This window comes from Acinetobacter sp. CE-15 (assembly GCF_051059255.1).
GTDB classification, from domain to species: Bacteria; Pseudomonadota; Gammaproteobacteria; order Pseudomonadales; family Moraxellaceae; genus Acinetobacter; species Acinetobacter guillouiae.
In genome coordinates, this window is record NZ_CP192737.1 from 3,721,101 (window position 1) to 3,742,690 (window position 21,590).

The window sequence follows — 21,590 nt, forward strand, 5'->3', positions numbered from 1 at the left end:
TAATCTATAGATTTGGGTCTGTTGACAATTCGTCTACGTTTGCGACTACGTGTGTTTTTTAGGCGATACTAGGCGCGGAGTATGAGATTTAGTCATTCTAAATGAGTAGTTCGTAACGACGTAGCGGCAAAAAACACGCTAGTCCCGAAGGGTTGTGGCTAAAATTATCTCAGCCTTCGTTATGAAACTCGAAAATAGTCTCGCTATTCTCTTCGTTTCATGCCTTGCCTGCTTAATTTTAACCTACAACGCAAGCCATTTATGAAATATCAACAGACCCTAAATATTATTTCTGAGGCTTGGCACGGTTGGTAATTAAGGTTCCTACACCATGATCGGTAAAGATTTCTAAGAGTGTTGCATGAGGTACCCGCCCATCTACAATGTGCGCACTCACAACCCCACCTTTAACCGCATCTAAGGCACAACCCACTTTAGGAATCATGCCCCCGTAAATCACCCCAGTTTCAATGAGACGATCGACTTCTTGAGTACTAAGACCCGTCAGGAGGTTTTTATTTTCATCTAAAACACCTGATATATTGGTCAATAGAATCAATTTTTCCGCGCCCAAAGCTTCTGCCACTTTACCTGCGACTAAGTCTGCATTGATATTATAAGTTTGACCGTCTTCATCTACACCTAAAGGCGCAATCACTGGAATAAAATCACTTTGAGTAAACATTTCTAAAACGTCAGTTTTAACCCCAGTCACTTCCCCAACTAGACCTAAGTCAATTTGCGTGACTGTACCATCAGCAAGTGTCTTTTCCATCAAGAGCTTTTGAGCACGCAATAAATTACCGTCTTTACCCGTTAAACCAATGGCACGTCCACCATGCTGATTAATCAGATTAACGATAGATTTATTAACGCTGCCGCCTAAAACCATCTCAACCACTTCCATGGTTGCAGGATCCGTTACCCGCATTCCATCAATACGATCAGACTCACGTCCCAACTGTTTAAGCAATGAATCTACTTGTGGACCACCACCATGTACGACAATCGGATTTAAACCTACAGTTTTGAGTAAAACGATATCGCGAGCAAATGAGCTTTCCAACTCTGGATCAGTCATTGCATTGCCACCATATTTTACAACGAGTGTTTTACCTGAAAATCGTTGAATATATGGCAAAGCCTCTGTCAATATTTGCGCTTTGTCGATGCCAGTATGCTGATGTGGCATTCGCCTCTCCTTAGTGAGCTGTAGGAATTAGACTGATGAATATGGATGATGCAAGAAATCAGTGTGCCTGTAGAATATCTTGGGCGATCATAGGATAACGATCACTGAGCATAGACGCAAATGTCTGACGAATTTCATTTAAACAATTTGGACAATCTGCATCAAAACGTACGGTAAAATATTCACCTGTATTTGATGCCCGAATAATGCCAAAACCATGCTCAAAATCAAGGCGAACACCATCAATTTTACTCAGCTCAGCACCAAATTGTTGACTGAGCTGTTCGATCTCATTCAAAACAATTTTCGGATCAGTTCGATGGGTACTGATATAAGTATCTTCAGTATAAAAACGATCAGGATAACAGGCTAAGATTTCAGACAATGTTGCTTGAGGAAAACAACATAAGTATTCCATCACACGTAAAGCCGCATATAGACCATCGTCATAACCAAGTCCACGTCCATCATTAAATACATAATGACCTGCGTACTCACCACCAAAGACAGCTTGGCCTTTTGATTGCGACATGTATTTGCGTAAAAAACTACTGCCAGTCCGAATCATCTTGGCTTGACCGCCCAAACGTTCAACCACTTGACGTACCATAGATGAGCATTTCACATCAAATACAATTTCATGCTGTGGGTGATCTTTTAAACACATTTGGGCAAACAATGCTAAAAGCCGATCCGCTGAAATAATATGGGCATTTTCATCCAATAGAACCACACGATCGCCATCACCATCTAAAGCAATACCAATGTCTGCCTGATGATTAACTACATTTTGTCGTAATAATTCTAAATGTGTGGCTTGTGAAGGATCCGGTGCATGGTCGGGGAAGTTTCCATCAGCATTACAGCGTAATGCAATCACCTCACAACCCAATTTTTTTAAAACAAGATTGGCACAATAGCCTGCTGAACCATTTAAGCCATCAATCACGACTTTGAGTGGTCGGGTTAACTGAATATCTTTTAATAACGCAGACTGATAGGACAGACAAAATTCAGATTTAATTTGATGAGTCGCGGTTGGAATCACAGATTCTACATCAATCCATGACAACTGCTGACTTTGCAGATAATTTTTTGCTTGAATGCCTATATTTTGAATCATTTCAGGAGACGGTGGCTCAAACTGCATGATCCATTTAATACCATTGTCAGTTTTTGGATTATGACTGGCTGTGACCATGATGCCATTGCCCTGCGTATTTCTTGCGGCAAAGTACAATTGTGGGGTAGCACAACAACCTATTTCAGTGACTTCAATGTCTTTATTTTGAAATACCTGTTTGATAATTTGAGCATACGCAGGACTGCTTAATCGAGCATCGTATCCCAAGGTAATTTTTGATTGACCCTTTTCAATCAGTTGATCAACTAAAGCATATGCGATTGCCTGAATCAATTCAGGTGGCATCATTTCAACTTTTCCACGAATATCATAAGCGCGGAAAATCTGAAAAGGAAAATCATTCATCTTTTTCATAAGCAAAACTTCTATTTGCTTAACCCTTTATTTCGTCAGCTTTATCGCTCTAATGATAAGCAAGCAATTCATTTATATGAGAATATTTATATCGGGTCAAATGCAATATACTAAAAAACTCTTGATAATATATTCAATTTTATATACAGCGTTATACATACTTTTTGTTACAATTCAATATAACATTAAAAAAGCCTGATAAATCAGGCTTTAAAAATGATGAGAAAAACTTAGTTCTTCCCAGTGTGACCAAAACCACCAGCACCACGTTCAGTCGCTTCAAATTCACTTACAATATCTAATTGCGCTTGAACTACAGGCACCAAAACATACTGTGCTAAACGCTCACCTGGTTCTAAAGTAAAGGTGGTTTGACCACGATTCCAAACAGAAACCATCAATTCGCCTTGATAATCTGAATCAATTAAGCCAACCAAGTTGCCCAATACGATCCCATGCTTATGGCCCAAGCCCGAACGTGGTAAAACTAGACCAGCAAAATTAGTATCTTCAATATAAATGGCCATACCTGTTTTAACCAACACAGTTTGACCAGGTTCAATTTGAATCGCTTCTTCTACACATGCACGTAAGTCCAAACCCGCTGAACCTGTTGTTGCATATGTTGGCATTGGCCATTCTTGACCTAAACGTTGATCAAGTACTTTTACTTGAACTTTCATATTGAAATCCTTGATTAAATAAAGCTGTTAAAGGTTCTTCTATGTCTTTCGATCTGTTTAAAAGCAAATCGAAAGAAAAATAAAAGAACTGATTTAAAAAAATTAACGTTTTAATAACGCTTTTAAGTTTTGTAAATATTGCTGTGCCTGTTGTTTAGGATCAACATTTTCAGCTAATTTTTTCTTACGCCCTAACCAATCCAACTCATCTTGAGGTAATTCATCTAAGAAGCGGCTTGGGGTCATTTGTTTCATTTGCCCACCATTTTTACGCTGCTCAGCCAAAGTTAAGGTTAAGCCTTGTTGTGCACGGGTAATACCCACATACATTAAACGGCGTTCTTCTTCGATCGTTTCAGCGGCAATGGAGTTCTTATGTGGCAGAAGCTCTTCTTCTAAGCCCATAATATAAACAAATGGAAATTCCAGACCTTTAGATGCATGTAGTGTCAGCAGGTTAACTTTATCGGTGTCTTCATCTTCCTGCTGTTGCTCAAGCATATCCAGCAACACCATTTTACGAATCACACTTTCAATGTTCTTTTCATCTACATCTTCAGCACGATTGATTAAGCTTTGAATACTGGTATAGAGCATCTCCACATTATCAATCTTGGTTTTTTCTTGTGCAGGCGTTGCCGCAGTTTCACGTAAATAATCGATATAGCCTGCATCATTCATCATTTGACGAATTTTAGGAACAGGTTCATCGTCATCTAACAATTCACGAGTGAAATCATTGATAAAGCCAGCAAACTCAGCCAGTTGTGTAGTAGCCTTTTTCGGCATTACCATAGTTAAGCGTTGATCACTTGCTGCAGCCAACAGTGATAAATGATTTTCTTGGGCAAAAAGACCTAACTTTTCAAGTGTTACAGGGCCAATTGCACGTTTAGGCGTATTGATAATACGAAGGAAAGCACTGTCATCTTCAGGGTTGATGATGATACGCAAGTAGCTCATCACATCTTTAATTTCTGCACGACCAAAGAAAGATTGACCACCAGAGAGCTTGTATGGAATCTGCATTTGACGTAGCTGAGTTTCCAATACACGTGCTTGGAAATTTCCGCGATACAACACCGCATAATCTTTCCAGTTTTTGCCATTCATCAATTTATGCGTAAGTAGATCTTTTACTACACGTTCAGATTCATCATCATCATTACGACAGGTAATGATTCGAATGACTTCACCATGACCTTTATCACTCCACAACTTTTTATCGAAGATATGTGGGTTATTTTCAATGACATGGTTCGCGGCTTTTAAAATACGACTGGTAGAGCGGTAGTTTTGCTCCAGCTTAATCACTTTTAAATTACGAAAATCTTCTTTGAGCAATGCCATATTTTCAGGCTTTGCACCACGCCACGCATAAATGGATTGGTCATCATCGCCTACAGCGGTGAACTGCCCCATCACACCGACCAATAATTTTACCAAAATATATTGCGCGGTATTGGTATCTTGATACTCATCCACAAGTAGATAGCGAACCCGGTTTTGCCAACGATCACGAACTTCTGCATTGTCTTGTAAGAGACGTGTTGGCATTACGATCAGATCATCAAAATCTACAGCATTATAAGCCCGTAAATTTCGCTCATATAATTGATACAAGTGGGCAAACTGCACATCTTCTGGTGTTTCACAAGTCGTATGTGCTTGCTCAGGCACAATCAAATCATTTTTCCAATCTGAAATCTTTTTCATGGCTTTAGCAATCAAGTCTTTGCTTTCAGCACCCGATAAATTATCACGATGCATCAAGTCCATAAGAATACGCTTACAGTCATCGGCATCAAGGATTGAGAAATTATTTTTAAGTGGGGTATTTTTCAGCTCAATTCTTAATAAATTTAAACCAAAGGTATGGAAGGTTGAAACCGAAAGCCCTTTGCCCTCTTCTTTGCCCAATAGCTTACCGACACGTTCTTTCATTTCACGTGCAGCTTTATTGGTAAAGGTCATTGCGGTAATTCGATGCGCAGGAATCCCACACTGCTGGACCAAATACGCAATTTTTCTTGTAATTACTGAGGTTTTACCTGAACCCGCCCCTGCAAGTACTAACAAGGGTCCTTGAGTATATTTCATGGCTTCAAGTTGCTTGTCATTCAGTTGACTTGCTTTCGACATTGTTCATCCTCTAAAAACTTCGAGCTCGATTATAGTCATCTAAAGTAGAGTTGCAAAATGCTTAATTTGAATTTTTCCAATATAAAAACCAGATAAAAATAATTTCAGTTAAATTCTGCTTTAGTTTCAAACCTTCTTATTTCAATACTCTATTTTGTTATGAGTTGTTGTTATTCAGTTGACTGGTGATCAAGTGGCGAAAGCATAACCAAAAGCCATCATAACGGCTAGCAAATAGCAGCAAGAAGAAAGACCTTTATAGCATCAACGCTGGTTTTAATGATAAAAAATCTGAATCGCAACCTTGAACTGGTTGATGCGGTTTAAATAAAAATTTGGAACATAAAAAAAGGAATCATAGCGAACCATGACTCCTTTTCAATGCTTTCAACTCAATGCCTTCAACTAAAAAATACGTTACTGTTGTTACGATTTCTTAGTTTGTCGGATATTAGTTTGCTGCATAAATGCTAATTTCAACACGACGGTTCTGTTCACGACCCGCAGCAGTTGAGTTATCTGCGATTGGGTTTTGTGAGCCATAACCTTGAGTATCAATACGGCTCGCTACACCTTTACCTTTAAGGTAGTTTGCAACTGAATACGCGCGGTTTTGAGACAATGGAATATTGATTGAATCATTACCTGTATTATCTGTATAACCCGTAACAAGAATTACACTCTTGTTATCTTCCATTAAAGTTTGAGCAACTTTATTTAAAGTACCGTAGAAGTTCGGCTTAATTGTTGATTTGTTGGTATCAAACGTGATGCTACCAGGCATAATTAAAGCAACAGAACCATCTGGATTACGGTTAACTTCTACACCAGTACCCTGCATTTGTTGGCGTAATTTCTTTTCTTTATTGTCTAAATAAAGACCAGTACCCGCACCTAAAAGCGCACCAATTGCTGCTGCACGATTGTTTTGTGCAGATGAGTTTGCATTACCACGAGACAAACCATAGCCCGCTGCTGCACCGATCAAACCACCAATAGCAGATTTGTCGTACTCCATACCACCGATGTTATTACCAGTTGTTTGACAGCCAGAAAGTACTAAAGCCCCTGCTGTAAGTGTTGTAATTAATAGTGCACGCATTGCATGCCTCCAAGTTGTGTTTTTTGTTAGCTTAATTTTGGTATAAAAAACAAAGCACCACTATAGGCGTTTTGTTAACAATCACGTATTTTTTTACATTTTGTAATATTTACAATGAAATTTACAAAAGTGATCATCATAATTTATACATAGTCATTAAATGTGTCTTTTTTAATTGCATTGTAACGACTATATTTAGAGTCTGTGGACAATTCGTCTATGTTTACAACGATGTATATTTTTGAGCGAATACGAGGCAGCAAATCCGAAATCTAGTTATGCTAAATCAAGACTAACATGATTTTTCAAGGCCGCAACGTGATAGTAAAAAATATCCTAGTCGCTTGAACTGGCACTCACAATAAATCATTAGGACTGTTCTATGTCATCTCAACAGCAGAAGCAACCTATTTTAAAAAAAATTACGAAAGGTTTAACCGTTGGCTCAGTGATTACTGGTAGTACTTTTTTTCACGGCCCGCCTGTTTTAGCTTTAGGTTTGACCAAATTATTTAAAAAGTCAAAAAAGGTGGATGAAACCAATATCAACATCACCAATAGTTGGTTAAGCGTCAATAATTGGTTGATTGATCATATTCTTCCAGAAACACAATGGGACATTACCGTTGATGAAAACTTGAATTTAAATATGCAAGGTCGTTATTTAATGACCTGTAATCATCAAAGTTGGGTCGATACCACCGTAAACCAATATTTTGGTCTAACACGCATGCCACTCACCCGCTTTTTCACCAAATGGGAACTGATCTTTATACCGTTTGTCGGGCAAGCCTTTAAAATTCTGGGCTTTCCAATGATGAAACGCCATACAAAAGAGCAGATTGCAAAAAATCCTGAACTCAAAACACGTGATATGGAAGAAGCACGTAAAGCCTGTGAGCAGTTATTAAGCCAGCCTTTTACGCTACTCAACTATCTTGAAGGAACACGCTTTACCCCAGAAAAACATGCTCAACAACAATCACCTTTTACCAATTTACTTAAACCTAAGGCTGGTGGACTCGCACTCGCTTTAAGTATCTTAGGTGATAAGATTGACGCACTGGTGGATATGACCATTGTGTATCCAGATGGTGCACCCGGTTATGGCGAGTTTTGGTTAGGCGAAGTCCCTCGAATTGCAGTCAATATGCGTAAAATTGAGATTCCTGAATGGGTACTGGGCGGCAATTATGAAGATGATGCAGAATATCGCGAACGCTTTCAAAACTGGGTTGATGATTTATGGACTGAAAAAGATCAACTGATTAGCACCATAAAACAAAAATATAACCACTAACTTTCAATTGAAGAAAAACCACAGAATAGGATGGATATGACAGAGCAAGTTCCACCACTCGAAAATAGTACAGAAACGAAAAACGATATGTCACGAGGATGGTGGATCGCTTTTGGTTATGACATCTTCATGATGTTTATTATCATCTTTAACTTATTCTGTTTATGTGCCAATGCTTTTTTAATGAGTAATTTTGGTGACTGGCTTTTCAATGAAATTCATTTACCGCAAGTTTTACAGTATTACAAAACAGATCTGCACCCATGGGTGATTAAAACCGAAAGCTGGTTTATTACCTTTTTGATTGTTGAATTGGGCATTCGCTGGCTCATCGCAATCATCAACAAACACCATGCGCGTTGGTTTTTCTTTCCATTTATTCATTGGTATGAAATTTTAGCGATTATTCCTTATTTACGTTTTTTACGTTTAATTCGGGTCGGTATTATTGCTTACCATTTTCATGAGTTAGGTTATAAGGTCATTCCCGACAACATTCTAAAACGTGTGCTGTTTTATTATCGGGTGGTGATGGAAGAATTGTCTGACCGTGTGGTCATTACAGTCATTGACGGAATCAAACATGAATTAGATACGAGTTCCAGTCATAAGAAAATCATTCATGATTTGATTGACCATCATAGAGAGCGTTTTGCACAAACCTTAGCGGAAGTCTTACAAGAGTCTTTAGCCGCTGAATTAAAAGCACAAAGTCATGTGATTAGCCATAATGTTGGACAGATTGTACGTCAAGCCATTGAAGATACTCCGCAATTGACTCAATTATTGCGCATGATCCCAATTGCAGGCAGTATGATTGAAAATCAGATTCAAAATATTGGGCAACAGTTAGGTGAGAATATTACCCAAGGATTGGTGGAACCTTTCACTGAAGGTAATTTACACAATCCAAACGCGACCTATCAACTAATTTCAACCAAATTAAGCCAGTTAAATATTGAAAATCAGAAGCTTGAAGAACTAGTTGAATCTGTAGTCTATGAAAGTTTAGAATCGTTAAGGAAACAAGTGAAAGTAAAACAATGGCAGCTTGAATTAGAAAAAAATGATCAAGTAAAAGATGAGTGATTCAAAGAATAAGCAATTCATTGAAAATATTTGTATCTTTGCTAGAGAAATCATTCAATATGTTCTAGCATTTGCCCTATTTCACAATTTTTGACGCTTAGATAGAAAAATTTAGGTCACACGCCTTTTAAGGAATAATTATGGCTGATATACGGATTACAGGCAGAATGGTTAATTTTACCCGATTAACCTTCGATACTAATGATCATGATGCCATCCGCCAGCAATTAACTTCAATGATGAGTGAAACCTCTTATCAAGGGGCTTTGGTCATTATTGATACCACAGTTGAACAAGAGCTTATTGCCCTGATTCAACTCATTATCAGTCTAGATTTACAGCCTATGGCTGTGATTGATGGTTTATTGGGTGATCAAGCACGTGCAATTCAATTCCCAGTCTTGCCTGCCGATCGTCCATTGCAACGGATTAAACCGACGAAAGAACAAGTGGTTGAAACACCAGTAAAAGCACCCGCTGTAGCAACACCAAATGCAAGCATAGATGCGCCTAAAACATTGAGTCATGTAACCTCATATCATGATGAAATTTTAAGAACTGGACAATGTCTGGTTCAAGATCATGGGGACATCATACTGAATGCTGGTATTAACAGTGGTTCGGAAGTGATTGCTTCAGGAAATATACATATCTATGGCAGTGTTCGTGGTAGAGTCATTGCAGGTGCAGGTGGTAACACCATTGCAAGAATTTTTTGTCATTCACTAGAAGCCGAATTGGTTTCTATTGCAGGAACATATTGTGTGGCAGATGACATTCCTCAAGATGTCATTAAAAAGGCTGTACATATTTACTTGAATGACCAGCAAGAGCTAGTGTTTGAAGCTTTGCAATTTTAAGGTATAAATTAACACCATATAAAACTCGTTTAATCGGGTAAAATGACCATAACAGGAGTGGATTCGGTGGCCAAAATTGTTGTCGTTACATCAGGCAAAGGTGGCGTAGGTAAAACTACGACGAGTGCATCTTTTGCAACAGGATTAGCCCTACGTGGTCATAAAACTGTTGTGATTGATTTCGATGTGGGTTTGCGTAATTTAGATTTGATCATGGGCTGTGAACGCCGCGTGGTGTATGATTTTGTTAATGTCATCAATAACGAAGCACGCTTACAACAAGCATTGATTCGTGATAAAGATATTGAAAATCTATATATTTTACCTGCATCACAAACCCGTGATAAAGATGCGTTGAGCGATGATGGTGTTGCTCGTGTAATCGATGAGCTTTCGCAAGAGTTCGATTATATTATTTGTGACTCACCTGCGGGGATTGAGCGTGGCGCGATTTTAGCCATGTATCATGCAGATGAAGCAATTATTGTAACAAACCCAGAAATCTCTTCTGTTCGAGATTCAGACCGTATTATTGGTATGCTCGACAGCAAGACGAAAAAAGTAGAAAACAACGAAGGGCGTGTTCGTAAGCATTTATGTATTACGCGTTTTAACCCTGAACGTGCCGATAAACAAGAAATGTTGACCATTGATGATATCTCAAAAGATATCTTGCGTGTACCAACTTTAGGCGTCATTCCAGAGTGCCCTAGCGTACTTCAGGCATCGAATGAAGGTAAACCCGTCATTCTTTACCAAGAAGCATCTGCTGGGCAAGCATATGATGATTTAGTTGCGCGTTTCTTGGGTGAGGAACGTCCTTATCGACATATTACAGTGAAACCTAAGGGTTGGTTAGCACGGTTATTTGGAGCGTAGAAATGGCAGGATTTTGGAGTAAACTTTTTAGCAATGATGACAAACCATCTAGCGCCCAAACTGCTAAAGATCGCTTAAAAGTTATTGTTGCTTCTGAAAACGGTTTGGGCAAACGTTTAAGCCAAGACAAGATTGACCAAATGAAGAAAGAAATCATGCAAGTGGTTAATCGTTATGTCCGTGGTGTGGATGAACAGCATATTCAAATGCAAGTTCGTTCTGAAGCCAACATTGAAATGTTGGAAATGAATATCAATTTACCTGAAGAACGATAATTTCATTATTGATTAGTCAAGTGAATTGATTCAGGGCAAAATATAGGGCAGAGTCAAAAAGCATTGCTTTTACTCATGCAATATATTTTGCCCTTTTTATTTTAGATTTTTTTCAGCTAAATATTGTATTTATCCTTATTAAACAAAAGCTCAATAAGGTTTATATAATGCTGCAAATCAATCATTTGATTTAGAATTATTTTATTTTGAGGAGATGCTGTTATGGCACTTTCACAGCCAGCAACGTTCAATGAAGAATGGTCAGACGAGCGTGTATTTGCCTACTTAGATCAACTTCCTCCTGAAGGTACCAATACAGATTTTCATGTACTTTATCATGCATTTAAACATATGCGCCCATTTGACTATGAGCGTTTGTTGACCAAGTTTGTTGCTGATGGCCGCGACATCAATGCAACCAATCCTGAAGGTCAGCGTATTCATGACGTGATTGCTGAATACCCGCGTCAAAAAGAAGGTTTCTTAGAAGTATTGGCAAAGTTTGCTTAACGACTAAAATACGCGGATAACACGATACAACTCAATATTGTTAATCAGTAAATGTCTGATGAATTTCATTGGGCATTTTTATTTTATATAACCCTCTTTTCTCAATGTATATCTCAAGGCTCTCTAACGTAGAGTCATCACTATTGAATACAATGATTTAAATACTTATACACATCAACATGAATAAACTTTGCTAAAATCCGCTATTTGATTCAGTCTTTAACGATGTTTTAACATCATCCAATCTCGATTTAATTCAAACAACAATATGCTGTGTAAACTAAATCCTACAGTTAACTTATCAGCTGCCATAAAAAAACCCAGCTTACGCTGGGTTCTTCGAATCAAGTCAGTGCTTAGTGAGCAGCGAATTGGTTCATTGTGTTTTTAGCATCGTCATGCGCTTTAAGTGCATTGTCACCAGAGAAGATTTCTTTGTGATCATCACCGATGTCAGAACCCGCCATTGCTTGGTGTTTAACACAAGCGATACCACCACGGATTTCTTTACGTTGTACGCCAGCAACATAAGCCAACATACCTTCAGTACCGAAGTAACCTTGTGCAAGCTCATGAGTAGAAAGCGCAGCAGTATGGTAAGTCGGAAGTGTAATCAAGTGATGGAATACACCAGCTTCACGAGAAGCATCTGCTTGGAATGTACGGATTTTCGAGTCAGCATCAGCAGCCAATTCAGAAGCATCGTACTCAGCGCTCATTAATTTAGCACGGTCATAAGCAGAAACGTCTTTACCTTCAGCAACCCAACGATCGTAAGCTTGTTGACGGAAGTTTAAAGTCCAGTTGAATGATGGGCTGTTGTTATAAACAAGCTTCGCATTTGGAACTGTTTCACGTACACGGTTAACCATGTGTGCAATTTCTTCAACGTTTGGAGTCGCAGTTTCGATCCAAAGAAGATCTGCACCGTTTTGTAAGCTAGACACACAGTCAAGTACAACACGGTCAATTTGAGTACCTTCACGGAACTGATATAAGCCAGAAGCTAAACGCTTAGGACGGTGTAATTTACCATCACGTTTAATCAAGATTTCATCTTCTTGAGCATCAGCAATATCAATTTCAGTTGTGTCTAAGTAGCTGATATATTGAGAAGCAATATCACCTGGCTCTTTAACCACTGGGATTTTTTGAGTCAAGTCAGCGCCTTCAGAGTCAGTACGCGCAACGATGATACCGTCATCAAGACCCATTTCTAAGAATGCATAACGTAATGCATGGATTTTAGAGATAAAGTCTTCATGTGGAACTGTTACTTTACCAGCTTGGTGACCACATTGTTTAGCATCAGATACTTGGTTTTCGATTTGTAGTGCACAAGCACCAGCTTCGATCATCTTACGTGCAAGTAAATAAGTCGCTTCTTCGTTACCGAAACCAGCATCGATGTCCGCAATAATTGGCACAACGTGAGTTTGGAAACCGTCGATTTGTGCAGTGATTTCAGCAGCTTTAGCAGTATCACCAGCTTCGTTTGCTTTTTTAAGTGCACGGAATAAATCGTTAAGTTCTTTCGCATCAGCTTGACGTAAGAATGTATAGATTTCAGCGATTAAAGCAGGTACAGAAGTTTTTTCGTGCATAGATTGGTCAGGAAGTGGACCGAATTCTGAACGAAGTGCAGCAACCATCCAACCAGAAAGGTAGATATAACGTTTGCTTGTAGTACCGAAATATTTTTTGTTTGCAATCATTTTTTGTTGTGCAATGAAACCATGCCAGCAACCTAAAGATTGAGTGTATTTGCTAGAGTCAGCATCATATTCAGCCATATCACGACGCATGATCGCAGCTGTATATTTAGCGATATCTAAACCAGTTTTGAATTGGTTTTGCATTTGCATACGCGCAGCATCTTCTGGGCTAATATCGCGCCATGTGCTTCCGAATTTTGCTTTTAATTCACGGATTGCATCAATCGCTGTTTGGTATGTAGTCATGATATGTTCCTGTAATAATATTAGGATTTCATCAATCGAAGAGCTAAATCCACTCGGTATTTGTTTGTACAGATTTAGAACACTTCGTTGTTATGGTCTTAGCTTAGATTGACTCCTCAAATTAATCCAATATTCTGAGTTAATTTTCAGTATTTATTTAAAAAATATGTAGATCAAAGTCGTATTATAATTATATAAAAAATCTCTAAATACTTAATTTATAAAGCCTTATATAAAACCCAATCATCTATTTTTTGCTTAAATAGCAGACAATTTACTGATTTTATCGCTATTAGACTTAAGTCTGAGCTTGTAACAAAAAAACCAGAACTGGATTTTTTTGATATAAAAATACCCTGAATGATCAATAATCACACAAGTATAATCGCCGAATTCATCCATTGAGAAACAATGCTGTTGCTCAAAAATCTGCTGGTCTTGATGTATAATGAGGAGATTAGGATTTATTCAAGCATGCATCTCAATTTAAAACCAAGACAATAAATCTTGATCCTTCTACAACAATAAATCGCCTGCTGTTTTTTTATCTACTTTTTACACAAAAGCATTTCCTTATGGCATAATCCCCTGTGATTTCTAAATTTTATTTTCGGTATTTTTTTTATGAATCTGGAGCGGGTCGATCTCAACCTCTTAATTTACCTTGACGTTCTTTTACGTGAAAAAAATGTGACTCGTGCTGCTGAACAGCTTGGTGTTACCCAACCCGCAATGAGTAATATTTTACGTCGTCTTCGTAATTTATTTAATGACCCTCTTTTAATTCGTTCTTCTGAAGGTATGACACCAACAGAACGTGCTTTAGAATTACAACCCCGCATCCGTGACGCACTGTCTGATTTATCGATGATTTTGGAACCTCGTACTGAGTTCCGACCTTATACTTCAAACCGTGTATTCCGTATTATGACCTCTGATTATGCCGAAGCGACACTTGTTCCTCGTCTAGTCAAAGCCTTGCGCTCAGAAGCACCGAATGTTGTACTCGACTTTTTAACACCAAGTGACGTGTCATATCGTGACATGGAACAAGGTAAAGTTGATTTAGCCATTAACCGTTTTAATGAAATCCCACAAAGCTTTCACCAAGTTTTAGTATGGCGTGACAGTTTCTCTTGCCTACTCAACAACAAACATCCCGCTTCGAGTAATTTAAATCTTAAAAGTTATTTAGATGCGCAACATATCTGGGTATCAAAAACAGGTATGGGGGTCGGTTTTGGTGTGAATCCTGAGAAACAAGCAGGATTAGGTTGGATTGATCAAGCTTTAGAGCGAATTGGTCAAAAGCGTAAAATTTCAGTCTTTACCCGTCATTATCAAATGCCAGCATTGTTGGCTTCAAATGTCGATTTGATTGCAACATTACCAACCCGTATCGCCCGTTTACAAGCCAAAAGCCAAAATTTACTCATTAAAGATCCGCCTTTTTATATTCCTGAATTTGAATTAAAAATGGCATGGTGCCCGTTACTTCATCATCATCCTGCACATCGTTGGTTACGCCAATTGATTCTTTATGTTGCACGTCAAATGATTGAAGAAGAAAATCGTGAATTTATGCAAAATAATTCGCATTTTTCTCAATATTAATAGGAATTTTCTTAAATTCTTATCATTTCAAGCTTATACTAATTCCAGATCGGTAGTGTGTTACTCACTACCACCCCCCTTTTATGTGTTAAAAATATCTCATAATAATGATGATCCATAGGTGGATTCGTGAGCCTGTTCCAGAATATCCTAATCATCGCTGTCCTCATCGCAGGAGCTGGTTTTTTATCTTTAACTGAAATCGCCCTTGCAGGTGCGCGTAAAGTTAAACTGAAAATTCTTGCCGAATCTGGCGATGAGCGAGCACAAAAAGTCCTCGACTTACAGCAAAACTCTGCCGATTTCTTTGCCGCATCCCAAATCGGTTTAAATGCTGTTGCTATTCTTGGCGGTATTTTAGGTGAAGGTGCCTTTCGCCCTTATTTTCTTGAATTTGTCTCGCGTTTCTATGTCGGAAATTGGACGGAAACCATTAGCTTTGTCCTCTCATTTACTTTAGTCACTTCACTGTTTATTCTTTTTGCCGATTTAATGCCAAAACGTATGGCAATGATTGCACCGGAAAAAATTGCGGTTTCAGTCATTAATCCCATCCAGATCTTTATCGTGGTTTGTAAACCTTTAGCTTGGTTTATCAATGCGGTGGCTAATTTGTTGTTCCGCTTGTTTAAAGTCAATACAACACGTGAAGACAACATTACCTTTGATGATATTTCAGCGGTGATGGATGCAGGTGCTCAGGCAGGTGTTTTACAAAAGCAAGAACATCACTTTATTGAAAATGTATTTGAACTTGAAGAACGTAATGTTCCATCTAGTATGACCCCACGTGAAAATGTGGTGTTTTTTACGTTAAAAGAACCAGAAGAAAGTATCCGCCAAAAACTGGCTGAATACCCTTATTCTAAGTTCCTGGTTTGTAACGAAACCATTGACCAAGTGATTGGCTATGTAGATGCCAAAGATATTTTGGTACGGATTCTCAATAATCAAAAAATTAATCAGCTGCACGAATCAACTATTCGTACAGTATTAACCATTCCTGACTCATTGACCCTTTCTGAACTTCTTGACCGCTTCCGCTCAAGCAAAGAAAAATTTGCGGTGGTATTTAATGAATATGCACTTGTGGTTGGTGTTATTACCCTGTCAGATATCATGATCACTGTGATGGGCGACTGGGTTACACCAATGGATGAAGAGCTACAAATCATTAAACGGGATAACAACTCATGGTTGATCGATGGGAGTACCCCAATTGAAGACATGAAGCATGCCTTAGCCATTGATGAAATGCCAGATGAAGAAAACTATGAAACACTGGCAGGCTTTATGATGTATCAGTTAAGAAAAATTCCCAAACCAGCTGACACGGTGATTTTTGGTGGTTATAAATTTGAAGTGGTCGATGTAGATCATTTTAAAATTGACCAGCTACTTGTTACACGGTTACTTGAAAAAGCTGAACCATCAAGCTCAGACGATTCTTCACAGTAAGTTTCTTTAGCGTATTTAAAGCTTAGCAATTACCTTGCTAAGCTTTTTTTATGCAAAGCAGTGCTTCAATATTAAAGGTCCCAGAGCGTCTTTGATTAGATTATGGGCTTTTGATTTATAAATTTTAAAAATATGAAAATTAACATGAACTCAATTCCTAAAAACCAAAAATCATAATATATTTAAAAATCAATACCTTATATTTTATAACCATTTTGGTGCAAAAATAATATTCATTTTTAAATATCTGTTTTGAATACTCTATTTATTTAAAAAATAGTACTGAATTCAGTATTTCTACAAGGATATTTTAATTTAATCAAATAACTATTAGCATGCTTCTGCTTAAAAAACTAAAAGACTTCTGTTAAAAAAGTCTCATTCAAGGATCGAACTATGCTAACCGTATTAGGTTTGGGCATGATTTTGTGCTTTATGTACTTAATCATGTCTAGACGAATGACTGCGCTTGCAGCACTCACACTTATTCCAATTTTATTTGCATTAATCGCTTACGGTCTTAGCTTCTATTTCGACAGCCTTGGGCATTTAGAAATCAAACAGCTCGGTGAAATGATGCTTGATGGTGTGAAAAAACTTGCACCAACAGGCGTAATGCTACTTTTTGCAATTCTCTATTTTGCCATCATGATTGACACGGGATTGTTTGATCCTTCTGTAAAGTTCATCTTAAAGCTGGTCAAAGGTGATCCCCTTAAAGTCGTTATTGGTACTATTACCCTGACACTCATCGTCTCTCTTGATGGTGATGGTTCAACCACCTACATGATTTGTGTGGCAGCAATGCTTCCGCTCTATAAAAAATTAGGTATGAGCCCGCTGATTATGGCGTGTTTAATGATGCTGGCAAGTGGGATCATGAACCTTACCCCTTGGGGTGGGCCAACGGCACGTGCTGCAAGTGCGCTGCACGTAGAGGCGAGTGAAATCTTTGTGCCTATGGTTCTACCAATGTTGGTTGCTATTCTTTGGCTCTACTTTGTCGGTTTTATGTATGGCCGTATGGAACGTAAACGCTTAGGTATTATTGAACTTGATGTTAGTCATGGTGATGACATTCAAATTTCAACGAACCCAGAAGCAAATCGTGCACACTTAAGATGGTTCAACGGCTTATTAACTGTTGTACTGATGATCTGTTTGGTGAAAGGTGTGTTGCCTTTACCGATCTTATTTATGATCGCGCTTTGTATTGCATTAGTGGTGAACTATAAAGATGTCGATATGCAAAAATCTTTGGTTGCCCATCATGCAGGCAGTGCCCTAAACGTTGTGGGTATTATTTTTGCCGCAGGGATTTTTACTGGGATTCTTTCAGGGACAGGCATGGTTGATGCGATGTCGAAAGAATTGGTGGCGATTATTCCACAAAGTATGGGGCCTTTCTTAGCACCAATTACTGCTGTGATTAGTATGCCTTTGACCTTCTTTATGTCGAATGATGCTTTCTATTATGGGGTGTTACCGATCCTTTCAGAAGCAGCAAGTCATTATGGTATTACACCTGTAGAAATGGCACGTGCTTCAATTGTCGGCCAACCTGTGCACTTACTCTCACCATTAGTTCCTTCTACCTATTTATTATGTGGATTGGCTGGTATCGAATTTGGACAGCATCAGAAGTTCACCATTAAATGGGCGATTTTGACCTGTTTGGTAATGCTGGTTGCAGCCATGCTGCTCGGTGTGTTCCCACTCTATTCAACACTCCACTAATAGACAAAAGCCGATATTTATATCGGCTTTTTTTTCATTTTAAATAGATTATTTTCATCATCATCTATTTAAAATAATGATTTATTTACAATCAAATCCAATTAAGGATGAATCAAGACATCGAGCAACGCTTGATAATGAATTGAAATGTCATCTTCTAAAATTTTATAGGCACTATCGAACTGCACCATTGGCCAGCCTTCTTTCCAGAAAGGAAAAATATTATGCAGGTCACGCGTCACGGTGGCATCTTCACGAATAATCGCTTGAGCAACTTGCGATAGCACTTGAGCAGTTTCTGCACCATCAATGGCTAAATAATCGATACCTTTAGCTTTTAAAATACGAACACGATCTTTCTTATAACGAATTTTCTTGGCTTGCGCTTCATTTAAATTTAAAGCCAAAGTCACTGCTTCAACAAGTTTGTCTTCAAAGCTTTGATGTAAAGCAACCAATGCCTGTTTATGTGCTTCTTGACGCCCTGCTTTTCCACCATCACGAATGATTTTTTGTGCTTCAACATTCAGTTCATCCGATTTCATCGACTGAAGAATGTCTAAAATTTCAATATCACTTAATGAAGCAGAAGAATCTGTCATGGGAGTCCTAAAACAAAAATAAATAGAAACGCTATTTTCGCACAATTTTAAAATTAAGTCAGAGATAATGTTAATCTGCTGCGATGTATCTCGAACTGATCAAATAACAATAAAGGATGATATTTCAATGTCTGTTTTAGCCCTACTCGCTTGTACCAGTTTTTATTCCGCCTTGTATCTCATCTATTTTTATTTTGCTCAACAACCACGACCTCTGTTCCTTGTGCTGGCAGTGATTTTATTCGTATTTGCTTACCGAATTACTCCTGCGGTTTATCAAAGGGAACGACAAACATTTAATCGCACCTTGAATCATGGAAATTGGCTGACTTTGCCGCTTTACACATGCTGGCAATTGTTTATCTTGCCTATACGCTTACTACTGTCCAAATTTTTTGATTAAGACCATTCGATAAAATCCTATCAATAAGCATAAACTGACAATTTTTTGCTTTCTTAATTGAGATTTTTTTGCTATTGATTTGATATGCCAATAAAAAGTGAAACCTTATGAAAGCTGTTGCTTATAAAAAACCATTCGCAATTTCAGAAGCCAATGTTTTTTCCGAAATCGAGATCGAACAGCCAGTTGCAACAGGTCATGACTTACTGATTGAGGTCAAAGCCATTTCAGTCAATCCAGTCGATATCAAAATGCGACAGCGTACTTCGCCAGACAATGATACTTGGAAAATTTTGGGTCATGATGCGGTTGGGACCGTGAAAGCAGTCGGAGAAAAAGTTCAAAATTTTAAAGTGGGTGATGAAGTTTTTTATGCGGGTTCAAATCAAAGACAAGGTTCTTATGCTGAATTCCAATTGGTCGATGAACGTATCGTTGGACTAAAACCTAAATCATTGAGTGATGCAGAAGCCGCAGCCTTACCATTAACGTCGCTCACCGCATATGAAATGTTATTTGACCGTTTAAAAATCCAAGACACCAAAGTTGAAAAACCTGTGATTTTAGTCATTGGCGCTGCAGGTGGTGTAGGATCTATTACGGTTCAATTGTTAAAAGTACTGACTGAATTTACTGTTATTGCCACAGCTTCCCGCCCTGAATCTAAAGCATGGCTGACTGAAATTGGCGCAGATTATATTGTGGATCATAGCCAACCATTAGAACAGCAAATCCTAGACTTGAATATTGGGCTACCTCATTATATTTTTTCAATTAATGGTACGGGGCGATATACACAAGCCATTGCCAATTTGATTGCACCCCAAGGTCATTTTGGTTTAATTGATGATCCTGAAAACTTTATCATCAACCCGTTTAAAGTTAAGTCTGTTTCTGTTCATTGGGAATCGATGTTTACCCGCTCTACATTCCAAACCAAAGATCTCAGCCGACAAGGTGATATTTTAAATAAAGTTTCAAAATTAGTTGATGACCAAAGAATCAAAACCACTTTGGGACAAAACCTCGGTCAAATCAATGTTGAGCATATAACCCAAGCTCATACACTGATTGAGTCAGGTAAAAGCATTGGTAAGATCGTATTAGCAGGCTTTTAATCGCTGGTTTTTAATGGCGACTTCAATCTGTATGAGTTAGATTGAAATCGCCTTACATATTTATAAACAAAGGCAAAAGTTTAAAGCTTTGTATAACAATGTGAGCTTAAATCACTTCCACCACAACTTTACCAATATGCTCACCTGTATCCATACAGGCATGTGCAGCTTGGATCTGATCAAATTTAAATGTTTTATAAATCATGGGTAAACATTCACCTTTTGCCCACAGTGGAACGACTTGTTCCATCAAACCTTTGGCAATTTCAGCTTTTTCAGCAGTTGTACGCGCACGCATTGTTGAACCAGTAATAGTAAGACGTTTCATCATAATCTGCCCTAATTTTACTTCTTTGGCCTTTGCACCACCCAAAAATGCGATATAAACCAAACGCCCGTCTCTACGAAGTAGGTTTAGATTTTGATCTAGATAAGGCGCCCCAACCATATCAAGAATAATATCGACACCCTCATTTTGGGTCTTTTCATGAATGACCTGTTCAAAGTCTTGAGTTTTATAATTAATCGCATCGGTCAAATGACGAATGGCTTGAATCTTCTCATCAGAACCTACAGTTGCAAAGCTTTTCAAACCGAATGATTGCGCTAACATTAATGCGGTTGTACCAATACCACTTGAGCCACCATGTACCAATAGTGTTTCACCTGCTTTGGCATGCGCCATTTGGAAAACATTGGCCCATACGGTAAAGAAGGTTTCAGGTATTGCTGCAGCTTGAACAAAACTTACAGCTTCTGGAATATTAATGGTTTGAGATTCTGGCACGACACAATATTCTGCATAACCACCGCCGTTGGTCAGTCCACAAACCTTATCCCCCATTGTGAATAAAGTGACTTTTTCTCCTACTGCAATCACCTCTCCAGCAACTTCCAAACCGGGAACAGGTGTCACCCCTTTTGGCATAGGATATAAGCCTTGACGCTGTAAAATATCGGGCCGATTAATCCCAAATGCATGGACTTTAACCAAAACTTCATCTGCTTTGGGTTGAGGAATTTCTACCGTTTCATAAGCCAGTTTTTCTATACCACCGGGTTCTGTAATAATGACCTGTTGCATATTCTTTGTAGACATACTTGCTTTCCTATTCCATTCATTGCTTTTCATGTTTTCTGTATTTGAACATAAACCAGTGCATGTGC

At 38.4% G+C, this 21,590-nt stretch carries 19 protein-coding genes; 11 read left to right on the forward strand and 8 right to left on the reverse strand.

All coding sequences use genetic code 11. The features are described 5' to 3' along the window. Nucleotides 1-286: 286 nt before the first annotated feature. The 5 genes from argB to ACQ7EO_RS17135 all read right to left on the reverse strand — a co-directional run bounded on the left by argB (nucleotide 287) and on the right by ACQ7EO_RS17135 (nucleotide 6,617). Nucleotides 287-1,192: an acetylglutamate kinase gene (gene argB / locus ACQ7EO_RS17115; protein ID WP_004722746.1), complete on the reverse strand. Its 906-nt coding sequence runs from the start codon at nucleotides 1,190-1,192 to the stop codon at nucleotides 287-289. A 58-nt stretch (nucleotides 1,193-1,250) separates the two neighbouring features. Further along, a complete protein-coding gene (locus ACQ7EO_RS17120) occupies nucleotides 1,251-2,690 on the reverse strand; it encodes a phosphomannomutase/phosphoglucomutase (protein WP_434278130.1) in 1,440 nt (479 codons plus the stop codon). 230 nt (nucleotides 2,691-2,920) lie between these two features. Continuing rightward, nucleotides 2,921-3,373, reverse strand: coding sequence for a dUTP diphosphatase (gene dut, locus ACQ7EO_RS17125; RefSeq protein ID WP_434278131.1), 453 nt, complete (start codon nucleotides 3,371-3,373; stop codon nucleotides 2,921-2,923). Between the two features lie 102 nt (nucleotides 3,374-3,475). Then, nucleotides 3,476-5,515, reverse strand: a complete 2,040-nt coding sequence (locus ACQ7EO_RS17130) for a UvrD-helicase domain-containing protein (RefSeq protein ID WP_434278133.1) — start codon at nucleotides 5,513-5,515, stop codon at nucleotides 3,476-3,478. Between the two features lie 451 nt (nucleotides 5,516-5,966). Then, on the reverse strand, nucleotides 5,967-6,617 hold the full coding sequence (locus ACQ7EO_RS17135) for an OmpA family protein (RefSeq protein ID WP_004722751.1): 651 nt from the start codon (nucleotides 6,615-6,617) through the stop codon (nucleotides 5,967-5,969). Nucleotides 6,618-6,999: 382 nt separating this feature from the next. Here ACQ7EO_RS17135 and ACQ7EO_RS17140 point away from each other — a divergent pair, with 382 nt between their 5' ends. The 6 genes from ACQ7EO_RS17140 (at nucleotide 7,000) to ACQ7EO_RS17165 (ending at nucleotide 11,530) form a co-directional block, all read left to right on the forward strand. Further along, a complete protein-coding gene (locus ACQ7EO_RS17140; RefSeq protein WP_434278135.1) occupies nucleotides 7,000-7,917 on the forward strand; it encodes an acyltransferase in 918 nt (305 codons plus the stop codon). Nucleotides 7,918-7,953: 36 nt separating this feature from the next. Further along, nucleotides 7,954-9,006, forward strand: a complete 1,053-nt coding sequence (locus ACQ7EO_RS17145; RefSeq protein ID WP_434278136.1) for a preprotein translocase subunit SecA — start codon at nucleotides 7,954-7,956, stop codon at nucleotides 9,004-9,006. 140 nt (nucleotides 9,007-9,146) lie between these two features. Then, complete coding sequence (minC, locus tag ACQ7EO_RS17150) at nucleotides 9,147-9,866, forward strand: septum site-determining protein MinC (RefSeq protein WP_434278138.1); 720 nt, start codon at nucleotides 9,147-9,149, stop codon at nucleotides 9,864-9,866. Nucleotides 9,867-9,932: 66 nt separating this feature from the next. Further along, the gene (gene minD / locus ACQ7EO_RS17155; RefSeq protein ID WP_004722761.1) at nucleotides 9,933-10,745 is read left to right on the forward strand and encodes a septum site-determining protein MinD; all 813 of its coding nucleotides are present in this window, start codon (nucleotides 9,933-9,935) and stop codon (nucleotides 10,743-10,745) included. A 2-nt stretch (nucleotides 10,746-10,747) separates the two neighbouring features. Continuing rightward, on the forward strand, nucleotides 10,748-11,020 hold the full coding sequence (gene minE, locus ACQ7EO_RS17160) for a cell division topological specificity factor MinE (protein ID WP_004722763.1): 273 nt from the start codon (nucleotides 10,748-10,750) through the stop codon (nucleotides 11,018-11,020). Between the two features lie 222 nt (nucleotides 11,021-11,242). Further along, complete coding sequence (locus ACQ7EO_RS17165) at nucleotides 11,243-11,530, forward strand: PA4642 family protein (RefSeq protein ID WP_151956520.1); 288 nt, start codon at nucleotides 11,243-11,245, stop codon at nucleotides 11,528-11,530. A 356-nt stretch (nucleotides 11,531-11,886) separates the two neighbouring features. Here the strand turns inward: ACQ7EO_RS17165 and ACQ7EO_RS17170 are convergent, their stop codons facing one another. Beyond that, nucleotides 11,887-13,491 (reverse strand): isocitrate lyase, encoded by a 1,605-nt coding sequence (locus tag ACQ7EO_RS17170; RefSeq protein ID WP_004722767.1) that lies wholly within the window; start codon nucleotides 13,489-13,491, stop codon nucleotides 11,887-11,889. Between the two features lie 624 nt (nucleotides 13,492-14,115). Here ACQ7EO_RS17170 and ACQ7EO_RS17175 point away from each other — a divergent pair. The 3 genes from ACQ7EO_RS17175 (at nucleotide 14,116) to ACQ7EO_RS17185 (ending at nucleotide 18,300) form a co-directional block, all read left to right on the forward strand. Beyond that, complete coding sequence (locus ACQ7EO_RS17175; protein ID WP_004722769.1) at nucleotides 14,116-15,105, forward strand: LysR family transcriptional regulator; 990 nt, start codon at nucleotides 14,116-14,118, stop codon at nucleotides 15,103-15,105. Between the two features lie 129 nt (nucleotides 15,106-15,234). Next, nucleotides 15,235-16,563, forward strand: a complete 1,329-nt coding sequence (locus ACQ7EO_RS17180; RefSeq protein ID WP_434278141.1) for a hemolysin family protein — start codon at nucleotides 15,235-15,237, stop codon at nucleotides 16,561-16,563. Between the two features lie 396 nt (nucleotides 16,564-16,959). After that, nucleotides 16,960-18,300: a CitMHS family transporter gene (locus ACQ7EO_RS17185; RefSeq protein WP_034611001.1), complete on the forward strand. Its 1,341-nt coding sequence runs from the start codon at nucleotides 16,960-16,962 to the stop codon at nucleotides 18,298-18,300. 101 nt (nucleotides 18,301-18,401) lie between these two features. Here ACQ7EO_RS17185 and ACQ7EO_RS17190 read toward each other — a convergent pair whose 3' ends face one another. Continuing rightward, on the reverse strand, nucleotides 18,402-18,902 hold the full coding sequence (locus ACQ7EO_RS17190; protein ID WP_004819381.1) for a hypothetical protein: 501 nt from the start codon (nucleotides 18,900-18,902) through the stop codon (nucleotides 18,402-18,404). A gap of 127 nt (nucleotides 18,903-19,029) precedes the next feature. On the opposite strand from ACQ7EO_RS17190, the gene ACQ7EO_RS17195 reads away from it, so the two are divergent. Continuing rightward, nucleotides 19,030-19,305 (forward strand): hypothetical protein, encoded by a 276-nt coding sequence (locus ACQ7EO_RS17195; protein WP_434278144.1) that lies wholly within the window; start codon nucleotides 19,030-19,032, stop codon nucleotides 19,303-19,305. A 107-nt stretch (nucleotides 19,306-19,412) separates the two neighbouring features. Then, nucleotides 19,413-20,423 (forward strand): zinc-binding alcohol dehydrogenase family protein, encoded by a 1,011-nt coding sequence (locus tag ACQ7EO_RS17200; RefSeq protein ID WP_004819378.1) that lies wholly within the window; start codon nucleotides 19,413-19,415, stop codon nucleotides 20,421-20,423. Nucleotides 20,424-20,529: 106 nt separating this feature from the next. On the opposite strand, the gene ACQ7EO_RS17205 is transcribed toward ACQ7EO_RS17200, so the two are convergent. Further along, nucleotides 20,530-21,522: an NAD(P)H-quinone oxidoreductase gene (locus ACQ7EO_RS17205; protein ID WP_434278145.1), complete on the reverse strand. Its 993-nt coding sequence runs from the start codon at nucleotides 21,520-21,522 to the stop codon at nucleotides 20,530-20,532. Nucleotides 21,523-21,590 lie beyond the last annotated feature (68 nt).

What these genes read in the sequence shown, in the direction of transcription:
- argB (WP_004722746.1), bottom strand. Translation starts at nt 1,192, where the DNA reads ATGCCACATCAGCATACTGGCATCGACAAAGCGCAAATATTGACAGAG.
- ACQ7EO_RS17120 (WP_434278130.1), bottom strand. Translation starts at nt 2,690, where the DNA reads ATGAAAAAGATGAATGATTTTCCTTTTCAGATTTTCCGCGCTTATGAT.
- dut (WP_434278131.1), bottom strand. Translation starts at nt 3,373, where the DNA reads ATGAAAGTTCAAGTAAAAGTACTTGATCAACGTTTAGGTCAAGAATGG.
- ACQ7EO_RS17130 (WP_434278133.1), bottom strand. Translation starts at nt 5,515, where the DNA reads ATGTCGAAAGCAAGTCAACTGAATGACAAGCAACTTGAAGCCATGAAA.
- ACQ7EO_RS17135 (WP_004722751.1), bottom strand. Translation starts at nt 6,617, where the DNA reads ATGCGTGCACTATTAATTACAACACTTACAGCAGGGGCTTTAGTACTT.
- ACQ7EO_RS17140 (WP_434278135.1), top strand. Translation starts at nt 7,000, where the DNA reads ATGTCATCTCAACAGCAGAAGCAACCTATTTTAAAAAAAATTACGAAA.
- ACQ7EO_RS17145 (WP_434278136.1), top strand. Translation starts at nt 7,954, where the DNA reads ATGACAGAGCAAGTTCCACCACTCGAAAATAGTACAGAAACGAAAAAC.
- minC (WP_434278138.1), top strand. Translation starts at nt 9,147, where the DNA reads ATGGCTGATATACGGATTACAGGCAGAATGGTTAATTTTACCCGATTA.
- minE (WP_004722763.1), top strand. Translation starts at nt 10,748, where the DNA reads ATGGCAGGATTTTGGAGTAAACTTTTTAGCAATGATGACAAACCATCT.
- ACQ7EO_RS17165 (WP_151956520.1), top strand. Translation starts at nt 11,243, where the DNA reads ATGGCACTTTCACAGCCAGCAACGTTCAATGAAGAATGGTCAGACGAG.
- ACQ7EO_RS17170 (WP_004722767.1), bottom strand. Translation starts at nt 13,491, where the DNA reads ATGACTACATACCAAACAGCGATTGATGCAATCCGTGAATTAAAAGCA.
- ACQ7EO_RS17175 (WP_004722769.1), top strand. Translation starts at nt 14,116, where the DNA reads ATGAATCTGGAGCGGGTCGATCTCAACCTCTTAATTTACCTTGACGTT.
- ACQ7EO_RS17185 (WP_034611001.1), top strand. Translation starts at nt 16,960, where the DNA reads ATGCTAACCGTATTAGGTTTGGGCATGATTTTGTGCTTTATGTACTTA.
- ACQ7EO_RS17190 (WP_004819381.1), bottom strand. Translation starts at nt 18,902, where the DNA reads ATGACAGATTCTTCTGCTTCATTAAGTGATATTGAAATTTTAGACATT.
- ACQ7EO_RS17195 (WP_434278144.1), top strand. Translation starts at nt 19,030, where the DNA reads ATGTCTGTTTTAGCCCTACTCGCTTGTACCAGTTTTTATTCCGCCTTG.
- ACQ7EO_RS17200 (WP_004819378.1), top strand. Translation starts at nt 19,413, where the DNA reads ATGAAAGCTGTTGCTTATAAAAAACCATTCGCAATTTCAGAAGCCAAT.
- ACQ7EO_RS17205 (WP_434278145.1), bottom strand. Translation starts at nt 21,522, where the DNA reads ATGTCTACAAAGAATATGCAACAGGTCATTATTACAGAACCCGGTGGT.